The organism is Bordetella pertussis 18323, from assembly GCF_000306945.1.
Taxonomy (GTDB): Bacteria; Pseudomonadota; Gammaproteobacteria; order Burkholderiales; family Burkholderiaceae_B; genus Bordetella; species Bordetella pertussis.
Map to the genome: position 1 here is coordinate 382043 of NC_018518.1, position 21295 is coordinate 403337.

Genomic DNA, 21295 nt, shown 5'->3' on the forward strand with positions numbered 1-21295 from the left:
TCAGCTTGCGGTGTCGTTCAGGTGGCAGGCCGAAACATGGCCTGGCGCGATTTCACGCAGCACCGGCGCCTGTTCGCGGCAGCGCGGCATGGCATGCGGGCAGCGCGGGTGGAACGTACAGCCCGGCGGCGGGTCCAGCGGCGACGGGATCTCCCCGCGGATCGGCGTGAAGACCCGGCCGCGCCGGCCTACGTCGGGCACTTCGGCCATCAGCGCCTGCGTATAGGGGTGGTTCGGAAGGGCGAAGATCTCGGCCGAGCTGGCCTGTTCGACGATCTTGCCCAGGTACATGATAGCGACCCGGTCCGAAATATGGCGCACCACGCCCAGGTCGTGGCTGATGAACAGGTACGTCAGGCCGCGCTGTTCGCGCAGGTCCATGAACAGATTGATGACCTGCGCCTGGATGGAGACATCCAGCGCCGCCACCGGTTCGTCGCATACGAGGAACCGGGGTTCGACCATCAGGGCGCGGGCGATGCCGATGCGCTGGCGCTGGCCGCCCGAGATCTGGTGCGAGTAGCGCTCGCGGTATTCGCGGTCCAGGCCCACCTCCGCCAGCGCGCGGTCCACCCGCGCCGGGATCTCGGCCGGCGGCGCCAGCTTGTGCACCTTGAGCGCTTCGGCCAGGATCTGGCGCAGGCGCTGGCGCGGGTTGAGCGAGGCCTGCGGATCCTGGAAGATCATTTGCACGCCCAGGACATAGGCAAGCCGGTCGGCGCCGCGCAGTTGCGCCGCCGGGCGGCCCTGGTACAGCAGCTCGCCGGCGCTCTCGCGGTGCAGGCCGGCGACCACCCGTCCCAGGGTCGATTTGCCGCAGCCGGATTCGCCCACCAGGCCCAGCACTTCGCCGCGGCGCGCCGACAGCGTCGGCGCCATGCCGTCGATCTGGCGCAGGCGCGCGCCGGGCTGCGTCTGCGCCGGCATCGATTCGAGCAGGCCGCGCGTGTAGGGGTGGCGCGGCGCGTCGAGCACGGCGTCCACCGGCCCCGATTCGACGATGCGGCCCGCATACATGACCGCGACGCGGTCGGCCAGCTCGGCCACCACGCCCAGGTCGTGCGTGATCCAGATCAGCGCCGTGTCGTGCTGGCGGCAGATTTCCTGCATGCGATAGAGGATCTGCCCCTGGATGGTCACATCCAGCGCCGTGGTGGGTTCGTCGCAGATGATCAGGTCAGGCTTGTTGAGCATGGCGATGGCGATCGCCACGCGCTGGCGCATGCCGCCGGAGAACTCGTGCGGGAAGCTGCGCAGGCGCTTATCGGGCGACGGAATGCCCACCGTCTCCAGCGCCTCGCGGCAACGTTCCATGGCCTGGGCGCGCGGGACGTTCTCATGCGTGAGAATGGCTTCGGCCATCTGTTCGCCGATGCGCAGCACCGGGTTCAGCGTCATCAGCGGATCCTGGAAGATCATGGCGATGCGGTTGCCGCGCAGCTGCCGCATCTGCTCTTCGCCCAGCTTGCGCAGGTCCTTGCCCTTGAAGCGGATCTCGCCTTCGACCACTTCGCCGGGCGGGTCGATCAGCCCCAGCAGCGAAAACCCGGTGACCGATTTGCCCGAGCCGGATTCGCCGACCAGCCCCACGATTTCGCCGCGGCGCACGACCAGGTCGACGCCGTCGACGGCGGGCCAGGCGCCGGCTTCGGTATGGAATGCGGTGCGCAGGCCGCGCACGTCCAGGAGGATGTCTTTCATGCTCGTCGCGGGTCCAGGCTTTCTCGGAGGCGATCGCCCATGATGTTGATGGAGAGGATAAGCAGCAGCAGCGCCAGGCCGGGGAACAGGTTGATCCAGTAGTCGCCCGACAGCAGGTACTGGAAGCCATTGGCGATGAGCAGGCCCAGCGAAGGCTCGGTGACCGGCACGCCCACGCCCAGGAACGACAGCGTGGCTTCCAGCACGATGGCGTTGGCGATCTGGATGGTGGCAAACACCATGACCGGCGCCATGCAATTGGGCAGCAAGTGGAACAGCATGATGCGCCAGGCGGGAAAGCCCAGGTTGGCGGCCGCCTCGACATATTCCTTGCGGCGCTCCTGCAAGGCGCGGCCGCGCATGATGCGCGCATAGTGCGCCCATTGCACCACCACCAGCGCCAGGATCACCTTGTCCACGCCGCGGCCCATCATGGCCAGCAGCACCAGCGCCACCAGGATGGTGGGAAAACCGAGGATGAAATCGACGATGCGCATCAGGACGGCGTCGATCACGCCGCCGGCATAGGCGGCCAGCAGGCCCACCAGGCTGCCGATGGCGGTGGCCAGCACCACCGCGGTCAGGCCCACCAGCAGGCTGATGCGCAACCCGTACAGAATGGCGCTGAACATATCGCGCCCCTGGTCGTCGGTGCCCAGCCAGTAGAAGCCGCCGTCCATGGTGGGCGAGCGCGGCGGCAGGCGGCCGTCGAGCAGGTTCAGGCTGGCGAGGTCGTAGGGATTCTGCGGCGCGAAGTACGGCGCCAGCAGGATCAGCGCCACCAGCGCCAGCAGCGCGATGACCGAACCGCGCACGGTGGGGCGGCTGTGCAGCTTCTTCAGGATCTGGGCGCGGCGCGGCGTCTCCGACAGGGGATGGACGGTGCGCGTGCGGCCGTTGCTCGGGGGATTTGCCATGTCTGACCTACTGTGCGGGGGCGACCAGTTGCACGCGCGGATCGAGCGCGGCGTAGAGTATGTCGACCACCAGGTTGATGACGACGAAGATCAGCGTGACCAGCATGACATAGGCCACCACCACGGGGCGGTCGAGCTGGTAGACGCTGTCGATCAGCAGCTTGCCCATGCCGGGCCAGGCGAAGACGGTTTCGGTGATCGTCGAATACGCGATCAGGTGGCCGAATTCCATGCCGATGACGGTAACGACCGGGATGAGGATGTTGCGCAGGATGTGGCGGCGCACGATGCGGCCGGGCTTGATGCCCTTGGCGCGGGCGAACTTCACGTACTCCTGCGATTGCGCCTCGACCACGCTCGAGGCGGTCAGGCGCAGCACCAGCGCCACGTTGGCGACCGCCAGGTTGATGGCCGGCATGATGACGTGCGACCAGCCGTCCAGCGTCAGGATGGACAGCGGCACGCCGAACAGGTTGGCGGTGTCGCCGCGCCCCGAGGCGGGCAGCCAGCCCAGCCAGACCGAGAACAGCAGGATCAGCATCATGCCCTGCCAGAAATTGGGCAGCGAGAATCCCAGCACCGAGGTGGCCATGATGCCGCGGCCCAGCGGCCGGTCGCGATGCAGGCCGGCCACCAGGCCGAGCGGAATGCCGATGGTACAGGTCAGGACGATGGCGACCAGCACCAGCTCGAACGTGGCCGGGATGCGCTGCAGGATCAGCGAGATGGCGGGGATGCCGTGGACGAACGAGTTGCCCAGGTCGCCATGCAGGGCGCGCCAGAGGAAGTTGCCGTACTGCTGCCATACCGGCAGGTCCAGGCCCAGGCGCGCGATCATGGCCTGGCGCGCCTCCGCGCTGGCCTCGGGACTGACCAGCAATTCGATCGGGTCGCCCACGGCGTACACCGCGAAGAACACCACGACCGAGACGGCCAGCAGGACGAACAGGCTTTGTATGAGCCTGCGCAGGATGAACAAGGCCACGTTATGGATTCCTTGGTGGTCTTCGAAAGACCGGTCCGGCCGTCGCCGGCCCGGCCGGTCAGATAGGTTGGGCCAGGCGCACCACGGTCACGCCCGGGCGCAGGTTCGCCAGCGAGGGCATGATCAGTACGCAATCATCGTAAGGCGTGGCGACCGGCTCGCCATCGGACCAGCCGATCACCGTGCCGGCGCGCGCAATCCGTTCCAGTCCCTGCCACGGCTGGGCAAAGCGGAAATCCGCGCTGCGCGCGGCCACCGCATGCGTGACGCGCAGCGCGCGCTGGCGCGGCGCCGCGTCGGCCAGCCAGCCGGGGGGGATATCGTCGGCTGCCAGGGTGCCGGCCTCCAGCAGGAAGCGCGCCAGGATGTCCCGCGCAACCGTGCGGCTGGCCGGCGCGCCGTGAAAGCCGCATTCGATCAGCAGCGAGCGCGTGCCGTTCTCGCCTTCGGCGCCGAAGCGGCCGTAGTCGCGCAGGCGCACGCCGGCCGCGTGTCCCGCATCGGCGACCAGATGGGCCGGGTTGCCCAGCTTGAGCGCCAGCTCGATATTGCGCGGTTGGGTGCCGGTCAGCTGCAGCGGCTCGTCGGCATTGCTCATCGAGTGGAAATCCAGCAGCCAGTCGGCCTGCTCCACCCATGGCAGCAGCGCACGCGCGCGGCGGCGCTCCTGCGTGTCGGGCGACGCCAGCTTGTCGGCGCTCCAGACCCGGTTCATGTCTTCGTCGACGAAGCGCGCCGGCGCGTAGTTCAGCGGATCGAAGCGGTCGAACGCCGCCAGGTTGCAGAATGCCAGCGTCAGCTTGCCGCGGCGCGGCCGCAGGCCGGCTGCCAGCGCGTCCTTCAGCGCCCAGGCGCCGCACAGCTCATTGCCGTGGATCAGCGCTGTCAGCAGCACGTGGCGGCCCGGCAGGCCCGCATCGAAGTGCCAGACCCCGGGCGTGGCGCCGTTGCCCACGCGCTCGGCGTCCAGCCTGGGACAGGCGAGTTCGAACGGGCGGACGGCGGCGACGGCGGGGGGCGGGGACATGGCAACTCCGGAAAGCGGCTCAAATTGTATAGGGGTTACAACTACGGCCCGCTGAAATGCGTAGGGGCGCCGCATGGCGGCGCCCCTGTCGCGCGGACGGAACGAACCCGTCCGGCTTCATGCCTACTTCTGGTCGGCGGGCTTGACCGACATGGCCAGCGTGAACTGGTCGCGGCGGCCTTCGTACGTCAGGCCCTTGCGGAAAGCCCAGATGCTGCTTTCGAAGTGCAGCGGGATCAGCGGCACGTTGTCCAGCGCGATCTGGGTCGATTGCTGCAGCAGCTTCTCGCGCTTGGCGACGTCCACCGTCACCAGGGCCTCGGTGAACACCTTGTCGAACTTGGCATTGGAGAAACCGCCATAGTTGCTGGTGCCCAGGCTCCTGGGCGAGTCCAGCGACGCCACCCACAGCTGGAACAGCGCCGAGGCTTCGCCGACTTCAGCCGGCCAGCCGCCCATCGAGAAGCTGAACTCGCGCTTGGCGCGCTTGGGGAAGTACAGCGAGGCCGTCATGGCGTCGACATTGGCCTTGATGCCCACGCGCGACAGGTACTGCGCCACGGCCTGGGCGATCTGGCCGTCGTTGACGTAGCGGTCGTTGGGCGTGGAAATCGTCAGCTCGAAGCCGTTTGCGTAGCCGGCCTCGGCCAGCAGCTTCTTGGCGCCTTCCGGGTCGTATTTGATCTCGGGGGCGTTGGGCACGCCGCCGAACATGCCGTCGGGCATGTACTGGTAGGCCGGCGTGGCGATGCCGTCCATCAGGCGCGTGACAATGGTCTTGCGGTCGATGGCCATCGAGATCGCCTGGCGCACGCGCAGGTCCTGCAGCGGGTTCTTGCCATCGGCGCTCTTGACCAGCGGGCTGGGGTTGCGGCCCACATCGGGCTGGAAGAAGATCAGGCGGATCGAGGGCGTGGCCACGAAGCCGAACTGCGGGTTGCTCTTGATGCGCGGCAGGTCGCGCGCGGCCGGGTTTTCGATCACATCGAAGTCGCCCGACAGCAGGCCGGTCAGGCGCGGGCCCGCGTTGGGTACCGGCACCATTTTCACGTCCTTCCAGTACGGCTTCGGTCCCCAGTAATTGTCATTGCGCTCCAGCTCGATGCCGGTGCCCTTGACGTACGACTTCAGCTTGTACGGGCCGGTGCCGATGGCGTCCTTGTCGTTGTTGAAGTCGGCGACGGTCGGCTACGGGCCGGTCACGCCGCAGCCTTCCTTCGGGTTGAACGTCAGCTTGCCGTGTTCGACGATGCCGTTCCACACGATGGGCAGCGAGCGCGCCAGCTCGGCCGGCAGCAGCGGCAGCGGCGCGGCCGTCTTGATGATGACGGTGTGCGCGTCGGGCGTCTGCACGTCCGCGATGCGCTTGGTGGTGTCCATGTAGGACTGCGAAACGTTGGTTTCGTTGTTCAGCGTGCGGCAGATCGTGAACAGCACGTCCTCGGACGTAAACGGCTTGCCGTTGGAGAACTTGACGTCGTCGCGCAGCTTGAATTCCCAGGTCAGGTCGTCCAGGTTCTTCCACGAGGACGCCAGCGCCGGAACCAGCTTCATGTCGGCATCGCGGCCGATCAGCGAGCTGTAGACGTGCACCGAGAACGCGTCGTTCTGCGTTTGCTTGTGATAGTGGGGGTCGGCGGACGTGGGTTCGGACGACAGGGCGATTTTCAGCGACTGTGCCGATGCGCTGCCGGGCACGGCCGCCAGGCCGGCGCTGGCGGCCAGCAGGGCCAAAGTGGTGCGCAACTTCATGGTGACAACTCCGGGTGGATACCGGCGCGATTATCGGTAGCCGGATCGCGCATTGTCAACGCGATGCGACAGCCAATGGGCGCGTGGGCCCGGGATATTGTCGGCGGGGAGGGGGAGCTGCGGGGAAGGGGGACGGAAGAAACGTCGCGTCTGCCAGACAGGCCAGACGCAACGCGGCGGCGCCGCGAGGGAGGCAACGGCGTCGCCTGCCATCCGCCGGCCGAGGCAGGCCCGGCGGGAGGCAAGACCGGTTCCGGCCGCGTGACTGCTTGCGGGCCGGAACCAGCGGTCAGCCGATTACCACTGCGAGCCGGTGTAGTGGGCGCTTTGGGCGCGGGCGCGGTTCATCGATTCGTTGACTTCGTCGATGAAGGCGAACACGGCGCGCACACCGCGGCCGACGCCGACGGCGGCAGCCTTCACGGCGGCCAGCGGGCGGATGGTGTTCGATTGGTCTTCCATAGCGCCGCGCAGCAGTTCACGCTCCAGCGAATCGGTCAGGCGGGCGTTGTGGCTAAGGGTCAAGTCGCTCATGGCTTACTCCAGTACGTTTCGTCTAGGTGTAAGCCATTATAGGGAAAACCCTAGGTGTTTGGCAAGCGAAATTCAGGGTTTACCCTAGGGTGTTGCAAAAACGCCTTTTTCAGCCGTTTCAATCACTTAGGCGCGGCTGTTGCGCAGGCGCCGGGCGCTGTCGGCCAGTTCGCCGGCGGTCAGGCCGATGGGTCCGACCCCGTGCGTCACCAGGGCGTCGGCGGCGGCGCCGTGCAGCCACACCGCGCCAGGCACGGCCTGCTCGGGCGCGATGCGCTGGGCGAGCAGGGATCCCAGGATGCCCGCCAGCACGTCGCCGGTACCCGCCGTGGCCAGCCCCGGGTTGCCGGTGCGGTTGATCCGGCAGGCGCCGGCGGGGTCGCAGACGATGCTGCCCGCGCCCTTGAGCACGATCCAGGCGCCGTAGCGCGCGGCCAGCGCCCGGGCGGCGCCGGGCCGGTCCGCCTGCACGGCCTCGGTGGACAGGCCGAGCAACCGGCCCGCCTCGGCCGGGTGGGGCGTGAGGACGACCGGGGCATCGCCCCAGCGCGCCTGCACGGCGCCGGCGGCCAGCAGGTTCAGGCCGTCCGCGTCGAGCACCAGCGCGGCGTCGCCGCGCAGCTGGAACAGTTCGGACAGGGCGTTGGCGGCCAGCGCGTCCATGCCGCAGCCGCAGCCGGCCGTCCAGGCGTCGATGCCCAGGCCCGCTTCCAGCAGGCCGCGGAAATCGCGCAGCATCAGTTCGGGCTGCATGGGGTCGCAGGGCAGCGGCGGGGTGTCGGCGACCAGGCCGACCAATACCTTGCCGGCCCCCACTTTCAGTCCGGCGCGGGCGGCCAGCAGCGCGGCGCCCACCATGCCGGGGCCGCCGCCGATCACGCCCAGGGTGCCGCAACTGCCCTTGTGGGCGTCGGTGGGCCGGGCGGCGAACAGGGCGGGCAGGTGCTGGCGCTCGATGGCCGGCAGGGAGGAGGAGGTAGGGGTGTCCATGCGGTGAAACTCCGGCGGGCGGCGGTGCCGCTTTCCACTATAGTGCCCCAAAGCCGGGCCGGCCGGCCACGCCCGATGGAGACAAAACATGAGTGAAACAGACACCAATCCCGAGCACTATGCCCGCTACCGGGCCTTGCGCATCCGCCGCCATCCGGAGGGCATCCTGGAGCTGGTCATGGGCGCCAAGGACGCCAGCGGCAAGTTGTCCACCGCCGACGAGCGCCTGCACCGCGAGCTGGCCGATGTGTGGCGCGATATCGATACCGACGACCAGACCCGGGTGGTGGTGATCCGTGGCGAAGGCAATGGGTTCTCGGGCGGCGGCGATCTGGGGCTGGTGCAGCAGATGGCCGAGGATTTCGAGGTGCGCACCCGGGTCTGGCGCGAGGCGCGCGACCTGGTCTACAACATCATCAACTGCAACAAGCCCATCGTCTCGGCCATGCATGGCGCGGCGGTCGGCGCGGGGTTGGTGGCGGGGCTGCTGGCCGATATCTCGATCGCGGCTCGCGATGCGCGCATCATCGATGGCCATACCCGGCTGGGGGTGGCTGCCGGCGACCATGCCGCCATCGTCTGGCCGCTGCTGTGCGGCATGGCCAAGGCCAAGTACTACCTGTTGCTGTGCGACGCGGTCAGCGGCGAGGAGGCCGAGCGCATCGGCCTGGTGTCGCTGTGCGTGGATCGCGCCGAACTGCTGTCCAAGGCCTTCGAAGTGGCCGGCCGCCTGGCGGCCGGCTCGCAAACCGCCATTCGCTGGACCAAGTACGCCTTGAACAACTGGCTGCGCATGGCGGGCCCGTCGTTCGATACGTCGCTGGCCCTGGAGTTCATGGGTTTTGCCGGGCCCGACGTGCACGAAGGCATCAAGTCGCTGCGCGAGAAGCGCGCGCCGGACTTCCGGTAAGGGGGCGTCCGTCCCCGTGGGGACAGGCGCCTTCCCGCCGCGCATCGGGACGGGCGCCGGCACCCGGCGTGCGGCCGGGCTACTTGTTGAAAAAGCGGGCGAAAGCCTGCTGGGCTTCGGGGCTGCGCAGGCGCTCGCGAAACTGTTCGGCCTCGTGGTCGAGCGTGGCGTGGATCGCGGCGCGGTCGGCCTGGCGCAGCATGCGCTTGCTTACGCGCAGCGCCTGGCGCGGCTGCGCGGCCAGGTCGGCGGCGACGGCCCGCGCGGCTGCCAGGGCCTGGCCCGGCTCGGTGACGCCGGTGAGCAGCCCGGCGGCATGCGCCTCGGCCGCGTCGAAGGCGCGCCCTTGCAACAGCCATTCGGCGGCCTTGCGCATGCCGGCCAGCCGGGGCAGCAGCAGGCTGGAAGCCCCTTCCGGGCACAGCCCCAGCGCCACGAACGGCATGCGCAGCCGGGCGGTGCCGGCCGCGAAGGCGAAATCGCAGTGCTGCAGCAGCGTGACGCCCACGCCGACCGCATGTCCTTCCACGGCGGCCAGCACCGGCACGTCGGTATCGACCAGCGCGCGCAGGAAGCGCAGGGCCGGGCTGTCGCCGGCCGCACGCTCGGCCTGGAAGTCGCGCAGGTCGTTGCCGGCGGTGAAATGGTCGCCGGCGCCGGTCAGGATGACCGCGGCCAGGCCGGCGTCGGCGGCGCGCAGCTGCGCCGCCAGCGCGTCGTAGGTGGCGGTATCCAGCGCATTGCGCCGTTCGGGGCGGTTGATGGTCAGGGTGAGCACGGCTGCGTCGCGCTCGGTCAGCAGGCTGTTCATCCCAGGTTGCGCGCGCCCAGCCGCGCCTGTGCCTGGGCATACTCGGCGCGCAGCGACGCGACCAGCTCGCGCGCCGGCAGCACGCTGGCAATGCCGCCTACGCCCTGGCCGGCGCCCCAGATGTCCTTCCAGGGCTTGGCCCGCGTCGTGCCGAAGTTGGACGAGGCCGCCTCGGCAGCCGGCAGGTCGGCCGGGTCCAGGCCGGCGGCCACGATGCTGGCTTTCAGGTAGTTGCCGGGAATGCCGGTGAAAAAAGGCGTGTACAGCACGTCGGACGCGCTCGCGTCGACGATGGCCTGCTTGTAGGCCTCGGAGGCATTGGCCTCGGCGGTCGCGATGAAGCGCGTACCCATATAGGCGAAGTCGGCCCCCGTGGCGAGCGCCGCCAGGATGCCCTGGCCCGAGGTGATTGCGCCGGACAGTACCAGCGGCCCATCGTAGAAGCGCCGTACTTCGGAGACCAGCGCGAACGGGCTGAGCGTGCCGGCGTGGCCGCCCGCGCCGGCGCACACCAGGATCAGGCCGTCGACGCCGGCCTCCAGGGCCTTCTCGGCGTGGCGCACGGTCGTGACGTCGTGGAAGACCTTGCCGCCCCAGGCATGCACGCCGGCAACCAGGTCGCCGGGCGCGCGCAGGCTGGTGATGATGTAGGGCACCCGGTGGCGGGCGCACACGTCCAGGTCGTGTTCGAGCCGGTCGTTCGACTGGTGGATGATCTGGTTGACCGCGTAGGGCGCCACGATGCCGTCCGGATGCGCGCGGCGGTGTTCGGCCAGGCCGGCCTCGACTTCGTCGAGCCAGTCGCCCAGCAGCGATTGGGGGCGCGCATTGAGCGCGGGAAACGACCCCATGACGCCGCTGACGCATTGCGCGATCGCCAGCTTGGGGTTGGAGACGATAAACATGGGCGAGCAGACCACGGGCAGGGTCATGCTGGCGTACAGCTCGGCAACCACGGGATGGGGCATGGCGGTGTCTCGTGCGTTCATGTGGGGCGATTCCAGTTGTTGAGCGCGGGGGTAATCTGTGCCTATAATTACTTACCAGTCGTCCGGTAATTAATTGATGAACCCATTTAACGGCAAGCGGCCAGCCCCTGTCAATGCAGGCGGGGGCGCGCCTTGCCCGCCAGGATAACGCCATGGCCGATGCTCCTGCCCCTGCTCCGAAGCGCGCGCGCGCCGGCCGCCCGCCCACGCTGGCCGCGCCGCGCGAGCGCATTCTCGAGGAGGCCGCGCGCCTGTTCGCCCGCAGCGGCTACGAAAACAGCTCAGTCGCCGACCTGGCCGCGGCCATCGGGGTGTCCAAGGCCGCCCTCTATCACTATTTCCCGACCAAGCAGGACATCTACGACGCCATCATCCTGGAAACGCTGGCCGGCCTGCTGCAGGCCGTGACCCGCGAGGTGGAGCGCCAGCACGAGGCCTGCGAACGGCTGCGCGCCTTCATGGTGGGGCATGCCCGCTATTTCGCGCGCCATCACGAGCAATTCGTGACCATGCTGATCGGCTATTCCGGCATGGCGCTGCCCGAGCGCGCCGACGCCGCGCAATTGCGCGACCGCTACGAACAACTGCTGCGCGACCTGCTGGAGCAGGGCATGGCCGCGGGGACGCTGCGCCGGCTGGACGTGGCGGCCACCGGCCGCGCGGTGCTGTCGATGCTGAACTGGATGGTGCGCTGGTACAAGCCTGGCCAGGGCGACAGCGCCGAGCAGATCGCCGACGGCTACTACGACTTGCTTTTCAACGGCCTGCGCATCTGACGCCGCGCGGGCCCATCCCACTTTATATTCCCTCGAGGTGCATCATGGCGCTGGACAATGAAACCCTGAACCTGTTGCTGGACGCGGTACGCCGCTTCGTCAACGACCGGCTGGTCCCGGCCGAGAACGAGCTGGCCGAAACCGGCCGCATTCCCGACGAGATCGTCCAGGAAATGCGCGACCTGGGCCTGTTCGGCCTGTCGATCGCCGCGGATTATGGCGGGCTGGGCCTGACCATGGAAGAGGAAGTGCGCGTGGTGTTCGAGCTGGGGCAGACCTCGCCGGCTTTCCGGTCGCTGGCCGGCACCAATATCGGCATCGGTTCGCAATCCATCGTGCTGGCCGGCACCGACGACCAGCGCCAGCGCTTTCTGCCCAAGCTGGCCAGCGGCGAGCTGATCGGCTCGTTCGCCCTGACCGAGCCGGACGCCGGCTCGGATGCCATGGCGCTGCGCACCAGCGCGGTCCGCAACGGCGACCACTATGTCCTGAACGGCACCAAGCGCTTCATCACCAATGCGCCGGTCGCCGGGCTGTTCTCGGTCATGGCGCGCACCGCGCCCGAGCGCCGCGCCGATTCGATCTCGTGCTTCCTGGTCGAGGCCGGCACGCCGGGCGTGACGCTGGGCAAGCCGGACAAGAAAATGGGCCAGGCCGGCGCCTTGACCTGCGACGTGGTGTTCGACAATTGCCGGGTGCCGGCCGAGGCGCTGCTGGGCGGCAAGGAGGGCACGGGCTTTCGCACCTCGATGCGCGTGCTGGACAAGGGGCGGCTGCATATCGCGGCGCTGTGCGTGGGCATCGCCGAGCGGCTGGTGCGCGATGCGGTGCGCTACGCGCTCGAGCGCAAGCAGTTCGGCCAGCCGATCGCGGAGTTCCAGCTGGTGCAGGCGATGATCGCCGACAGCCAGACCGAGCTGTACGCGGCGCGTTCGATGGTGCTGGACGCCGCGCGCAAGCGCGACCTGGGCCAGAACGTGACGATGGAGGCGGCCTGCAGCAAGCTGTACGCCACCGAGATGGTCGGGCGCGTGGCCGACCGGGCGGTGCAGATCCACGGCGGCGCGGGCTATATCTCCGAGTACGCGGTCGAGCGTTTCTACCGCGATGTCCGCCTGTTCCGCATTTTCGAGGGCACCAGCCAGATCCAGCAATTGGTCATCGCGCGCGAAACCCTCAAGGCGTACGCGTAGCGCAGCCGCGTTGTTGTGCGCGCCGCGCACAACAACGTGCCGAAAACAAAACTTGCCGCCTGGCGCCAGGGGCTAATATGCCTGCTTCTCCTGGCTCTTTCTTTCTACCGACATGTCGCAACGTCCTGCTCCCCTGACCGGCATTCGCGTGCTGGATCTCACCCGCGTGCTGGCGGGCCCCTGGTGTACCCAGAACCTGGCCGACCTGGGTGCGGAAGTCATCAAGATCGAACGGCCCGGCGCGGGCGACGACACGCGCGCCTGGGGGCCGCCCTATCTGAAGGATGCGGCCGGCAACGACACCACCGAGGCGGCCTACTACCTCTCGGCCAACCGCAACAAGCTGTCGGTGGCGCTGGACATCGCCACGCCGCGCGGGGCGGAGCTGGTGCGCGAGCTGGCGCAGCAATGCGACATCCTGGTCGAGAACTTCAAGGTCGGCGGCCTGCGCAAGTACGGGCTGGACTACGAAAGCGTCAAGGCCATCAACCCGCGCCTGATCTATTGCTCGATCACGGGCTTCGGCCAGACCGGCCCGTATGCCAGCCGCCCCGGCTACGATTTCATGATCCAGGGCATGGGCGGCCTGATGAGCATCACCGGCGAGCGCGACGACCTGCCCGGCGGCGGCCCGCAGAAGGCGGGCGTGGCGGTGACCGACCTGATGACCGGCATGTATTCCACGGTCGGCATCCTGGCCGCGCTGCACGAGCGCAACCGCAGCGGGCTGGGCCAGCATATCGACATGGCCCTGCTCGATTGCCAGGTGGCCATGCTGGCCAACCAGAATCTCAATTACATGACTTCCGGCAAGGCGCCGCGCCGGCAACGCACACCAGAACCTGGTGCCCTACCAGGTGTTCGCGGTCAGCGACGGCCACCTGATCGTGGCGGTGGGCAACGACAGCCAGTTCCGCAATTATTGCCGCGTGATCGACCTGCCCGAACTGGCCGACGATCCGCGCTTTGCCACCAATCCGCAGCGGGTGCAGAACCGCGACGAGCTGGTGCCGCTGCTGGCCGAGCGCATGGCCACCGGCGAGCGCGATGTCTGGCTGGCCGCGCTGGAAAGCGCCGGCGTGCCGGCCGGGCCCATCAATACGCTGGACCAGGTCTTCGAAGACCCGCAGGTGGTGGCCCGCCAGATCAGGCGCGAGCTGCCGCACCCGAGCGCCGGCACCGTGCCGACCGCCAGCAGTCCGCTGCGGTTCTCCGACAGCCCGGTCGAGTACCGCCGCGCGCCGCCGCTGCTGGGCGAGCACACCCGCCAGGTGCTCAGCGAGCGCCTCGGGCTGTCCGAGACCGAAATCCAGGCCCTGGCCGCGGGACAGGGCTGACCGATACCTGGGCGCCGTTCGCCGCCGCGCGCAGGCGTGGCGGGCGCGGCGTCCACCATACTTGAACCAGGCAGGAGCAAAGAATGAGCGAGATCCAGACTATCGGCATCGTGGGCGCCGGCGCCATGGGGCGTGGCATTGCCCAGATCGCCGCGCAGGCCGGCGTGCTGGTGCGGCTGTACGACACCAACGCCGCCGCGGTGGAAGCGGCGCGCGACGCGTTGCGTCAAACCTGGGACAAGCTGGCCCAGAAGGGTAAGCTGAGCGAGGCCGACGCCCAGGCTGCGCTGGCGCGCATCGCGCCGGCGGCGGCGCTGGCCGATCTGGCCGATTGCCAGCTGGTCATCGAGGCGGTGATCGAGCGGCTGGACGTCAAGCGCGACCTGTTCGCGGCGCTGGAAGAAATCGTGGCGGCCGACTGCGTGCTGGCCTCGAACACGTCGTCGTTGTCGATCACCGCCATTGCGGCGGCGTGCAAGCGCCCGCAGCGCGTGGTCGGCTATCACTTCTTCAACCCGGTGCCGCTGATGAAGGTGGTCGAGGTGATCGACGGCCTGCGCAGCGATCCCGCCGTGGGCGATGCGCTGGCCGAGCTGGCGCGGCGCATGGGCCATACGCCGGTGCGGGCCAAGGACATGCCCGGTTTCATCGTCAACCACGCCGGCCGGGGCATGAACACCGAAGGCCTGCGGGTGGCGCAGGAGGCCGTGGCGCCGTTCGACCAGATCGACGCCATCATGCGCGAACAGGCCGGTTTCCGCATGGGCCCGTTCGAACTGCTGGACCTGACCGCGCTGGATGTCTCGCATCCGGTGATGGAATCGATCTACCGGCAGTTCTTCGACGAGCCGCGCTTCCGGCCGTCGCCCATCACGACCGTGCGGCTAGCTGTGAAGATTCAATAGGTTGTATGCATGGTTCATCCGAACCGGATTTGAGAAACTGGAAATCGCCACCCCCCCAGTTCACTCAAGGAGCCCGGCCGGATGAACACCCATAAGCATGCCCGATTGACCTTCCTACGTCGACTCGAAATGGTCCAGCAATTGATCGCCCATCAAGTTTGTGTGTCTGAAGCGGCCCGCGCCTATGGGGTCACCGCGCCGACTGTGCGCAAATGGCTGGGCCGCTTCCTGGCTCAGGGCCAGGCGGGCTTGGCCGATGCGTCCTCGCGCCCGACGGTCTCGCCCCGAGCGATTGCGCCGGCCAAGGCGCTGGCTATCGTGGAGCTGCGCCGCAAGCGGCTGACCCAAGCGCGCATCGCCCAGGCGCTGGGCGTGTCAGCCAGCACCGTCAGCCGCGTCCTGGCCCGCGCCGGTCTGTCGCACCTGGCCGACCTGGAGCCGGCCGAGCCGGTGGTGCGCTACGAGCATCAGGCCCCCGGCGATCTGCTGCACATCGACATCAAGAAGCTGGGACGTATCCAGCGCCCTGGCCACCGGGTCACGGGCAACCGACGCGATACCGTTGAGGGGGCCGGCTGGGACTTCGTCTTCGTGGCCATCGATGACCACGCCCGCGTGGCCTTCACCGACATCCACCCCGACGAGCGCTTCCCCAGCGCCGTCCAGTTCCTCAAGGACGCAGTGGCCTACTACCAGCGCCTGGGCGTGACCATCCAGCGCTTGCTCACCGACAATGGCTCGGCCTTTCGCAGCCGCGCCTTCGCCGCGCTGTGCCATGAGCTGGGCATCAAGCACCGCTTTACCCGACCTTACCGCCCACAGACCAATGGCAAGGCCGAACGCTTCATCCAGTCGGCCTTGCGTGAGTGGGCTTACGCTCACACCTACCAGAACTCCCAACACCGAGCCGATGCCATGAAATCCTGGCTACACCACTACAACTGGCATCGACCCCACCAAGGCATCGGGCGCGCTGTACCCATCTCCAGACTCAACCTGGACGAATACAACCTATTGACAGTTCACACCTAGGCCGTAAACATTGGTGGCCACTTGTGCCGCAATGCGCCAGCAGGGAACTTGCTACGCGCATCGGTTTGGCAGATCATTGGAAGCCGGCCGACGGGCGCCGGCGCATAGGGCCGCCGCGCAAGGCTGTGCGAGCCGGGCGGCTCCAGGGAGGAATCCATGATTTCCCGCGTGAGCAAGTTTGCTGCTTGTACTCTTGTGTCCCTGTTTTGTTCCACGGCCGCCTGGGCCCAGGCCTCGGCCAGCAAGGAACTGACGCCACAGCAAAAACGCATGGCCGAATGCAACAAGTCGGCAACCGGCAAGACCGGCGACGAGCGCAAGGCCTACATGAGCAGTTGCCTCAAGGGCGAAGAGCCCGCCAACAAACTGACCCCGCAGCAGCAGCGCATGAAAGACTGCAACTCGCGCGCCTCCGAACAGGCCCTGACCGGCAAGAAGCGCAAGGCCTACATGAGCACCTGCCTTTCGGGGAAAAGCTGAAGCCTCATCCCCGCGTGCCTGTCCCCGCACGGGGACAGGCACGCGCCGACTTCAGACAGACGCTGACTGCGGTGCCTGTCCCCACCGGGACAGGCACCCGATGGTCACACTGTCGCCACGGGCGTCACCGGCGAGCCGATGGCATGGGGCAGGCGCAGCGGCGGCGCGGTCAGCATGAAGCGGTGGCGGCCGTTGGCGTGCAGCCATTCGGCCAGGTCCTTGAGGTACCACAGTTCGGCCAGCGGCAGGCCCAGCTTGAACAGGCAGTGGTGGTGCAGCGGCAGCATGGCGCGCGGGCCCTGGCGTTCGCGCGCGGGGTAGGCCTCGACCGCGTAGTTGTCGGCGCAGATGGCGGCGATGCCGCTGTCGGTGATCCACTGCAGCAGTTCGGCGTCGGTGCCGTCCAGCGCGGCGCCATATTGATGCAGCACGTCGGCGTCGGGCTTGCCGTTCATGCCGACCACGGCTTTGGCGTAGCCGGTGCGCAGCACCAGCATGTCGCCGGACTCGATCTCGATGCCGTCTGCCGCCAGCGCCTGCGTCAGTTCCTTGTAGCCCACCAGGGTGCGTCCGGCGCCGTAGTGGCGCGCCAGGTCCAGCAGCACGCCGCGGCCCTGCACGCTGTGCTGGGCCAGGTTCTCGATGCCCAGCTTGAGCGCGGACGAGGGGCCGCCGGTATTGCAGCCGCAACCGGCGTGGTCGGCGTCGGCCGGCCCGACGATGTCGATGCCGGCGCGGTAGCCGTTGTAATAGCACAGCTCGGCGCGGCCGTCGCCGTCGGCGTCGAACAGCGCGCCGACGTGGGCCAGCGAATCCCATTGCGTGGAGTACTGCATCGATAGCAGCACCTGGTCGTCGCTGAGCACATCGACCGCGTCGGGGTTGATATTGCGCAGCGGGAAGTTCACGTATGGCGTGTCCTGCAGGCGCGTGGGGCTGAGCTGCGGCGGATGGCGCCGCGGGTTGAGCACGTTGCCGCCGGGCAGGTCCAGCGGCAGCGACAGGCAGAAGCTGCGGCCGGCGCGGATTTCCTGCGCCGCCTTGAGCACTTCGGCCGGCGTGATCAGATTCAGGCGGCCCAGTTGGTCGTCCGGGCCGAAGTCGCCCCAGTTCGAACCGGGCGGCCGTTGTTTCCAGCGTTGCATGCCGTTCACTCCGTGAGGAAGCCGGTCAGCGCGCGCGTGAAGGCTTCCGGTTGCTCCCAGTTGGAAATATGCGAGGTGTCGAGCTCGACATAGCGCGCGCCGGGGATGGCGGCGGCCAGCGCCTTGCCGTCCTGCGGCGTGGCGGCCAGGTCGTGGGTGCTGCTGATGACCAGCGTGCGGGCGCGGATGGCGGCGACGCGTTCGCGCAGGTCGGCGTCACGCAGCGCCGCGCAATTGGCCATGTAGCCGGCGTCGGGGATGCGGCGCAGCATGTCGACCAGGACCTGGACCAGGCCGGGTTCGGCGGCGCGGTATTGCGGCGTCAGCCAGCGTTCGACCAGCCCGGGCGCCATGGTTTCCAGCCCGTCCTGGCGCACTGCGGCGATGCGCGCGCTCCAGCCCTCGGCGCTGCCGATGCGCGCGGCGGTATTGCACAGGACCAGGCGGTCGATCAGCTCGGGGCGTTCCAGCGCCAGCCACATGCCGGTGGGGCCGCCCATCGACAGGCCGCAGAAGTGCGCGCGTTCGATCCGCAGGTGTTCCAGCAGTTCGGCGACGTCGCCGCCCAGCTGCGCGAAGCTGTACTCGCCATCGGGTACGGACGATTTGCCGTGGCCGCGCGTGTCGTAGCGCAGGACGCGGAAGCGGCGGCTCAGTTCGGGGATCTGGCGCGCCCACATATCGGCGCAGGTACCCAGCGAGTTGGACAGTACCAGCACGGGGGCGTCGGCGGGGCCGTCGATGACGTAATACAGGCGCGCCTGGCTGAGGTCGGCGTAAGACATGGTGATTCCTGAAGCGGGGCCTGCCCGCCCTGGGCAGGCAGACAATTACAGATAGGAGGTGCCGTCGACGTAGGCTTTGCGCCAGCGGGTGATCGCGACCCGCTCGAACAGCCCGGCCAGGTGGAACGGGTCGGCCTGGATGAACTGCTCGGCGGCGGCGCGCGTGTCGACATCCACTACGTACAGGCCGCCGCCGAGGTCCTTGCCGTCGTCGTCCAGCTTGGCGCCGCAGGCCAGCAGCAGGTGCTTGTGCTGGTCGAGGAACTGCAGGTGCGCATTGCGGTGCTGCTGGCGCACGGCCAGGCTGCCGGGCTTGTCGAAGGTCTCGATGATGTAGGGCATGGCGGTTTCCTGAGGGAGTGGGCGATCAGATCGCGGACGGGTGGCGCGCCAGCGCGGTAACCTGGATGTCCATGTACGGGAACAGCGGCAGCGCCGACAGCATCTGGTGCAGCTCGTCGTTGTCGGCGGCGTCGAAGATGCTGACGTTGGCGTAGCGGCCGGCCACGCGCCACAGGTGGCGCCACTTGCCATCGCGCTGCATCTGCTGGGCCAGGGCTTTTTCGTCGGCCTTCAGTTTGTCGGCGCGCTCGGCGGGCATGTCGGGCGGCAGGTTGACTTGCATTTGAACCATGAACAGCATGGGGAACTCCTTCGATCGGTAAAAGCCCCGGCCGCCGGCCGGGGCGCAATGGGCGTTCAGTCGGCGAACTTCAGCGGCAGGCCGGTCAGCGCCAGCAACTGCTCGCGCGTGGTGTCGCCGAACAGGTCGGTCACGGTGATCTGGCCGGCCCGCAGGTCGAACACCGCCATGTCGGTATAGACGCGCGAGACGCAGCGCACGCCGGTCAGCGGGTAGGTGCAGGCCTGCACCAGCTTGCTCTGGCCGTCGCGGGTCTGCAGTTCCATCATGACGAAGACATCCTTGGCGCCGATGGCCAGGTCCATAGCGCCGCCCACGGCGGGGATGGCGTCGGGCGCGCCGGTGTGCCAGTTGGCCAGGTCGCCCTGCTGCGACACCTGGAACGCGCCCAGCACGCAGATGTCGAGGTGGCCGCCGCGCATCATGGCGAACGAATCGGCATGGTGGAAGAACGAGCAGCCGGGCAGTTCGGTGACCGGCTGCTTGCCGGCGTTGATGAGGTCGTAGTCTTCCTGGCCCTTGGCCGGCGCCGGGCCCATGCCCAGCATGCCGTTCTCGGTGTGCAGGATGACTTCGCGGTCGGCGGGCAGGTGGTTGGCCACCAGCGTGGGCAGGCCGATGCCCAGGTTGACATAGGCCCCTTCGGGGATGTCCTGCGCGACGCGGGCGGCGATTTCGTCGCGGGTCAGCTTGCTGCTCATTACTGCTCCTTGGCGCCGCGCGGGGCGTCGATTTGCACCACTCGTTTGACGAAAATGCCGGGCGTGACGACGGCCTCGGGGTCGAGCTGTCCCAGCTCGACCACCTGCCGCACCTGCGCCACGGCCACGCGCGCCGCGCTGGCCATGATGGGGCCGAAGTTGCGCGCCGTCTTGCGGTACACCAGGTTGCCCCAGCGGTCGCCGCGTTCGGCCTGGATCAGGGCGTAGTCGGCGTGCAGCGGGTACTCCAGCACGTACTGGCGGCCGTTGATCTCGCGGGTTTCCTTGCCGTCGGCCAGCGGCGTGCCGTAGCCGGTGGGCGTGAAGAAGGCGCCGATGCCGGCGCCCGCGGCGCGGATGCGCTCGGCCAGGTTGCCCTGCGGCACCAGTTCGAGCTCCAGCTTGCCGGCGCGGTACAGGCCGTCGAAGATCTGCGAATCGACCTGGCGCGGAAACGAGCAGATGATCTTGCGCACCCGCCCGGCGCCCAGCAGCGCGGCCAGGCCGGTGGTGCCGTTGCCGGCGTTGTTGTTGATGATGACCAGGTCCTTGGCGCCCTGCTCGAGCAGGGCGTCGATCAGTTCCATGGGCTGGCCGGCGGTGCCGAAGCCGCCAATCATGACGGTGGCGCCGTCCGGGACGTCGGCCAGGGCGTCGGCCGCGGTAGCAACGAGCTTGGAAATCATGGGTATCGTCGGTAGAGGTGGCGTGTGATAATTTGTTCTATATCAGAACAACCGTTCTTCTGAAGAACATCGTTTCATGGTGGTCAGGGGGTGTCAAGGCGCCTGGCCGCGGCGCGGCCGGCCGGCGAAATGGCCTCGCGCCTCTACAATGGCGCGCGTTCCGAGCGGCTGCATTTCCACCTTCTGCATACAGGTTCCATGGTCGAGCAAGTACCCCAGCAACCCGGCGTCAGCTATGTGCAATCGTTTGCGCGCGGCCTGTCCGTGATCCGTGCCTTCGGTCCGCAGCGCCCGCAGATGACCCTGTCGGAGGTGGCCGCCGCCACGGGGCTGACGCGCGCCGGGGCGCGCCGCATCCTGCTGACGCTGGCAAGCCTGGGCTACGTCGCCCAGGAAGACCGGCGCTTCACCCTGACGCCGCGCATCCTGGAGCTGGGCTATGCCTACCTGTCGGCTACGCCGCTGTGGGACCTGGCCCTGCCCTATATGGAAGAGGTGGCCGAGACCACGCGCGAATCGTGCTCAGTCTCGGTGCTCGATGGGGTGGACATCGTCTACATCCTGCGGCTGTCGACGCACAAGGTCATGACCATCAACCTGGCGGTGGGCAGCCGGCTGCCGGCCTGGGTCACCTCGATGGGCCGCGTGCTGCTGGCCGGGCTGCCCGAGGCCGAGCAGGATCGCCTGCTGGACGAAAGCCAGATCCAACCCTACACGCCGGCCACCGTGGTCGACCGCGCCGAACTCAAGCGGATCCTGGCGGGCGTGCGCGCCGACGGCTACGCCTGCGTGGTGCAGGAGCTGGAGCCCGGCCTGCAATCGGTGGCGGTGCCCATCGTCGACCGGGGCGGGCGCGTCATCGGCGCGATGAACGTCAGCGGCCATGCCAACCGGTACTCGCGCGAAGAGATGCTGCAGGCTTTCCTGCCGCCGTTGCGCAGCGCGGCCGAGCACATCAACCAGGCGCTGCGGCGCCGCTGAGGCGGCGCGCGCGCG

19 protein-coding genes and 5 pseudogenes are annotated in these 21295 nt (G+C 68.4%); 8 read left to right on the top strand and 16 right to left on the bottom strand.

The window, feature by feature from the left end:
* The 8 genes and pseudogenes from BN118_RS21305 to BN118_RS01935 form a co-directional block, all read right to left on the bottom strand.
* Positions 1-870 (bottom strand): annotated as a pseudogene (locus BN118_RS21305) (ABC transporter ATP-binding protein); the annotation flags it as partial.
* Positions 856-1701, bottom strand: a pseudogene (locus BN118_RS21310) (ABC transporter ATP-binding protein); the annotation flags it as partial. The pseudogenes BN118_RS21310 and BN118_RS21305, both read right to left, overlap by 15 nt.
* Positions 1698-2618, bottom strand: coding sequence for an ABC transporter permease (locus BN118_RS01910; RefSeq protein ID WP_014905457.1), 921 nt, complete (start codon positions 2616-2618; stop codon positions 1698-1700). The pseudogene BN118_RS21310 and the gene BN118_RS01910, both read right to left, overlap by 4 nt.
* Positions 2619-2625: 7 nt before the next feature.
* The gene (locus tag BN118_RS01915; protein ID WP_014905458.1) at positions 2626-3603 is read right to left on the bottom strand and encodes an ABC transporter permease; all 978 of its coding nucleotides are present in this window, start codon (positions 3601-3603) and stop codon (positions 2626-2628) included.
* 58 nt (positions 3604-3661) lie between these two features.
* The gene (locus BN118_RS01920; RefSeq protein WP_014905459.1) at positions 3662-4705 is read right to left on the bottom strand and encodes a M14 family metallopeptidase; all 1044 of its coding nucleotides are present in this window, start codon (positions 4703-4705) and stop codon (positions 3662-3664) included.
* Positions 4706-4753: 48 nt separating this feature from the next.
* A pseudogene (locus BN118_RS01925) lies at positions 4754-6382 on the bottom strand (ABC transporter substrate-binding protein).
* A gap of 297 nt (positions 6383-6679) precedes the next feature.
* Positions 6680-6916: a hypothetical protein gene (locus tag BN118_RS01930; RefSeq protein ID WP_003815317.1), complete on the bottom strand. Its 237-nt coding sequence runs from the start codon at positions 6914-6916 to the stop codon at positions 6680-6682.
* 126 nt (positions 6917-7042) lie between these two features.
* The gene (locus BN118_RS01935) at positions 7043-7906 is read right to left on the bottom strand and encodes an NAD(P)H-hydrate dehydratase (protein ID WP_010931396.1); all 864 of its coding nucleotides are present in this window, start codon (positions 7904-7906) and stop codon (positions 7043-7045) included.
* An 88-nt stretch (positions 7907-7994) separates the two neighbouring features.
* On the opposite strand from BN118_RS01935, the gene BN118_RS01940 reads away from it, so the two are divergent.
* Positions 7995-8816 (top strand): enoyl-CoA hydratase/isomerase family protein, encoded by an 822-nt coding sequence (locus BN118_RS01940; protein ID WP_003815315.1) that lies wholly within the window; start codon positions 7995-7997, stop codon positions 8814-8816.
* A 79-nt stretch (positions 8817-8895) separates the two neighbouring features.
* Here BN118_RS01940 and BN118_RS01945 read toward each other — a convergent pair whose 3' ends face one another.
* Both BN118_RS01945 and BN118_RS01950 read right to left on the bottom strand, forming a co-directional pair.
* The gene (locus BN118_RS01945; RefSeq protein ID WP_014905460.1) at positions 8896-9627 is read right to left on the bottom strand and encodes an enoyl-CoA hydratase-related protein; all 732 of its coding nucleotides are present in this window, start codon (positions 9625-9627) and stop codon (positions 8896-8898) included.
* Complete coding sequence (locus tag BN118_RS01950; protein ID WP_010931397.1) at positions 9624-10616, bottom strand: NAD(P)H-dependent flavin oxidoreductase; 993 nt, start codon at positions 10614-10616, stop codon at positions 9624-9626. The genes BN118_RS01945 and BN118_RS01950 overlap by 4 nt, the downstream gene beginning before the upstream one ends.
* 113 nt (positions 10617-10729) lie before the next feature.
* Here BN118_RS01950 and BN118_RS01955 point away from each other — a divergent pair, with 113 nt between their 5' ends.
* The 6 genes and pseudogenes from BN118_RS01955 (at position 10730) to BN118_RS01980 (ending at position 16339) form a co-directional block, all read left to right on the top strand.
* Positions 10730-11392 (top strand): TetR/AcrR family transcriptional regulator, encoded by a 663-nt coding sequence (locus BN118_RS01955; protein WP_003817794.1) that lies wholly within the window; start codon positions 10730-10732, stop codon positions 11390-11392.
* Positions 11393-11436: 44 nt separating this feature from the next.
* Positions 11437-12585, top strand: coding sequence for an acyl-CoA dehydrogenase family protein (locus tag BN118_RS01960; RefSeq protein ID WP_014905461.1), 1149 nt, complete (start codon positions 11437-11439; stop codon positions 12583-12585).
* A 112-nt stretch (positions 12586-12697) separates the two neighbouring features.
* A pseudogene (locus BN118_RS01965) lies at positions 12698-13922 on the top strand (CaiB/BaiF CoA transferase family protein).
* Positions 13923-14005: 83 nt separating this feature from the next.
* A pseudogene (locus BN118_RS01970) lies at positions 14006-14812 on the top strand (3-hydroxyacyl-CoA dehydrogenase NAD-binding domain-containing protein); the annotation flags it as partial.
* Between the two features lie 96 nt (positions 14813-14908).
* A complete protein-coding gene (locus BN118_RS01975; RefSeq protein WP_010930742.1) occupies positions 14909-15859 on the top strand; it encodes an IS481-like element IS481 family transposase in 951 nt (316 codons plus the stop codon).
* 156 nt (positions 15860-16015) lie between these two features.
* Positions 16016-16339 carry a PsiF family protein gene (locus BN118_RS01980; protein ID WP_010929699.1) on the top strand — a complete coding sequence of 108 codons (324 nt, stop codon included), beginning with the start codon at positions 16016-16018 and terminating at the stop codon, positions 16337-16339.
* A 104-nt stretch (positions 16340-16443) separates the two neighbouring features.
* Here BN118_RS01980 and BN118_RS01985 read toward each other — a convergent pair whose 3' ends face one another.
* From BN118_RS01985 to BN118_RS02010, 6 genes are read right to left on the bottom strand one after another with little or no spacing between them, the layout of a single operon-like run.
* On the bottom strand, positions 16444-17484 hold the full coding sequence (locus tag BN118_RS01985; RefSeq protein WP_023853200.1) for a cyclase family protein: 1041 nt from the start codon (positions 17482-17484) through the stop codon (positions 16444-16446).
* Positions 17485-17489: 5 nt separating this feature from the next.
* Positions 17490-18269: a 3-oxoadipate enol-lactonase gene (pcaD, locus tag BN118_RS01990; protein WP_010929697.1), complete on the bottom strand. Its 780-nt coding sequence runs from the start codon at positions 18267-18269 to the stop codon at positions 17490-17492.
* A gap of 45 nt (positions 18270-18314) precedes the next feature.
* On the bottom strand, positions 18315-18611 hold the full coding sequence (locus tag BN118_RS01995; RefSeq protein WP_003807672.1) for a YciI family protein: 297 nt from the start codon (positions 18609-18611) through the stop codon (positions 18315-18317).
* Positions 18612-18636: 25 nt separating this feature from the next.
* Positions 18637-18912, bottom strand: coding sequence for a muconolactone Delta-isomerase (gene catC, locus BN118_RS02000; RefSeq protein ID WP_003807674.1), 276 nt, complete (start codon positions 18910-18912; stop codon positions 18637-18639).
* 56 nt (positions 18913-18968) lie between these two features.
* The gene (locus BN118_RS02005; RefSeq protein WP_003819086.1) at positions 18969-19613 is read right to left on the bottom strand and encodes a 3-oxoacid CoA-transferase subunit B; all 645 of its coding nucleotides are present in this window, start codon (positions 19611-19613) and stop codon (positions 18969-18971) included.
* Positions 19613-20299 (bottom strand): 3-oxoacid CoA-transferase subunit A, encoded by a 687-nt coding sequence (locus BN118_RS02010; RefSeq protein WP_010929696.1) that lies wholly within the window; start codon positions 20297-20299, stop codon positions 19613-19615. Before BN118_RS02010 ends, BN118_RS02005 begins: the two co-directional genes overlap by 1 nt.
* 129 nt (positions 20300-20428) lie before the next feature.
* Between BN118_RS02010 and BN118_RS02015 the strand changes: the two genes are divergently transcribed.
* The gene (locus tag BN118_RS02015) at positions 20429-21280 is read left to right on the top strand and encodes an IclR family transcriptional regulator (RefSeq protein ID WP_010929695.1); all 852 of its coding nucleotides are present in this window, start codon (positions 20429-20431) and stop codon (positions 21278-21280) included.
* The last annotated feature ends 15 nt before the right edge of the window (positions 21281-21295 follow it).

Coding starts and splice junctions, on each gene's coding strand:
- BN118_RS01910 (WP_014905457.1), bottom strand. CDS start 2,618: ATGGCAAATCCCCCGAGCAACGGCCGCACGCGCACCGTCCATCCCCTG.
- BN118_RS01920 (WP_014905459.1), bottom strand. CDS start 4,705: ATGCGGCGCCCCTACGCATTTCAGCGGGCCGTAGTTGTAACCCCTATA.
- BN118_RS01930 (WP_003815317.1), bottom strand. CDS start 6,916: ATGAGCGACTTGACCCTTAGCCACAACGCCCGCCTGACCGATTCGCTG.
- BN118_RS01935 (WP_010931396.1), bottom strand. CDS start 7,906: ATGGACACCCCTACCTCCTCCTCCCTGCCGGCCATCGAGCGCCAGCAC.
- BN118_RS01940 (WP_003815315.1), top strand. CDS start 7,995: ATGAGTGAAACAGACACCAATCCCGAGCACTATGCCCGCTACCGGGCC.
- BN118_RS01945 (WP_014905460.1), bottom strand. CDS start 9,627: ATGAACAGCCTGCTGACCGAGCGCGACGCAGCCGTGCTCACCCTGACC.
- BN118_RS01950 (WP_010931397.1), bottom strand. CDS start 10,616: ATGAACGCACGAGACACCGCCATGCCCCATCCCGTGGTTGCCGAGCTG.
- BN118_RS01955 (WP_003817794.1), top strand. CDS start 10,730: ATGCAGGCGGGGGCGCGCCTTGCCCGCCAGGATAACGCCATGGCCGAT.
- BN118_RS01960 (WP_014905461.1), top strand. CDS start 11,437: ATGGCGCTGGACAATGAAACCCTGAACCTGTTGCTGGACGCGGTACGC.
- BN118_RS01975 (WP_010930742.1), top strand. CDS start 14,909: ATGAACACCCATAAGCATGCCCGATTGACCTTCCTACGTCGACTCGAA.
- BN118_RS01980 (WP_010929699.1), top strand. CDS start 16,016: ATGATTTCCCGCGTGAGCAAGTTTGCTGCTTGTACTCTTGTGTCCCTG.
- BN118_RS01985 (WP_023853200.1), bottom strand. CDS start 17,484: ATGCAACGCTGGAAACAACGGCCGCCCGGTTCGAACTGGGGCGACTTC.
- pcaD (WP_010929697.1), bottom strand. CDS start 18,269: ATGTCTTACGCCGACCTCAGCCAGGCGCGCCTGTATTACGTCATCGAC.
- BN118_RS01995 (WP_003807672.1), bottom strand. CDS start 18,611: ATGCCCTACATCATCGAGACCTTCGACAAGCCCGGCAGCCTGGCCGTG.
- catC (WP_003807674.1), bottom strand. CDS start 18,912: ATGCTGTTCATGGTTCAAATGCAAGTCAACCTGCCGCCCGACATGCCC.
- BN118_RS02005 (WP_003819086.1), bottom strand. CDS start 19,613: ATGAGCAGCAAGCTGACCCGCGACGAAATCGCCGCCCGCGTCGCGCAG.
- BN118_RS02010 (WP_010929696.1), bottom strand. CDS start 20,299: ATGATTTCCAAGCTCGTTGCTACCGCGGCCGACGCCCTGGCCGACGTC.
- BN118_RS02015 (WP_010929695.1), top strand. CDS start 20,429: ATGGCCTCGCGCCTCTACAATGGCGCGCGTTCCGAGCGGCTGCATTTC.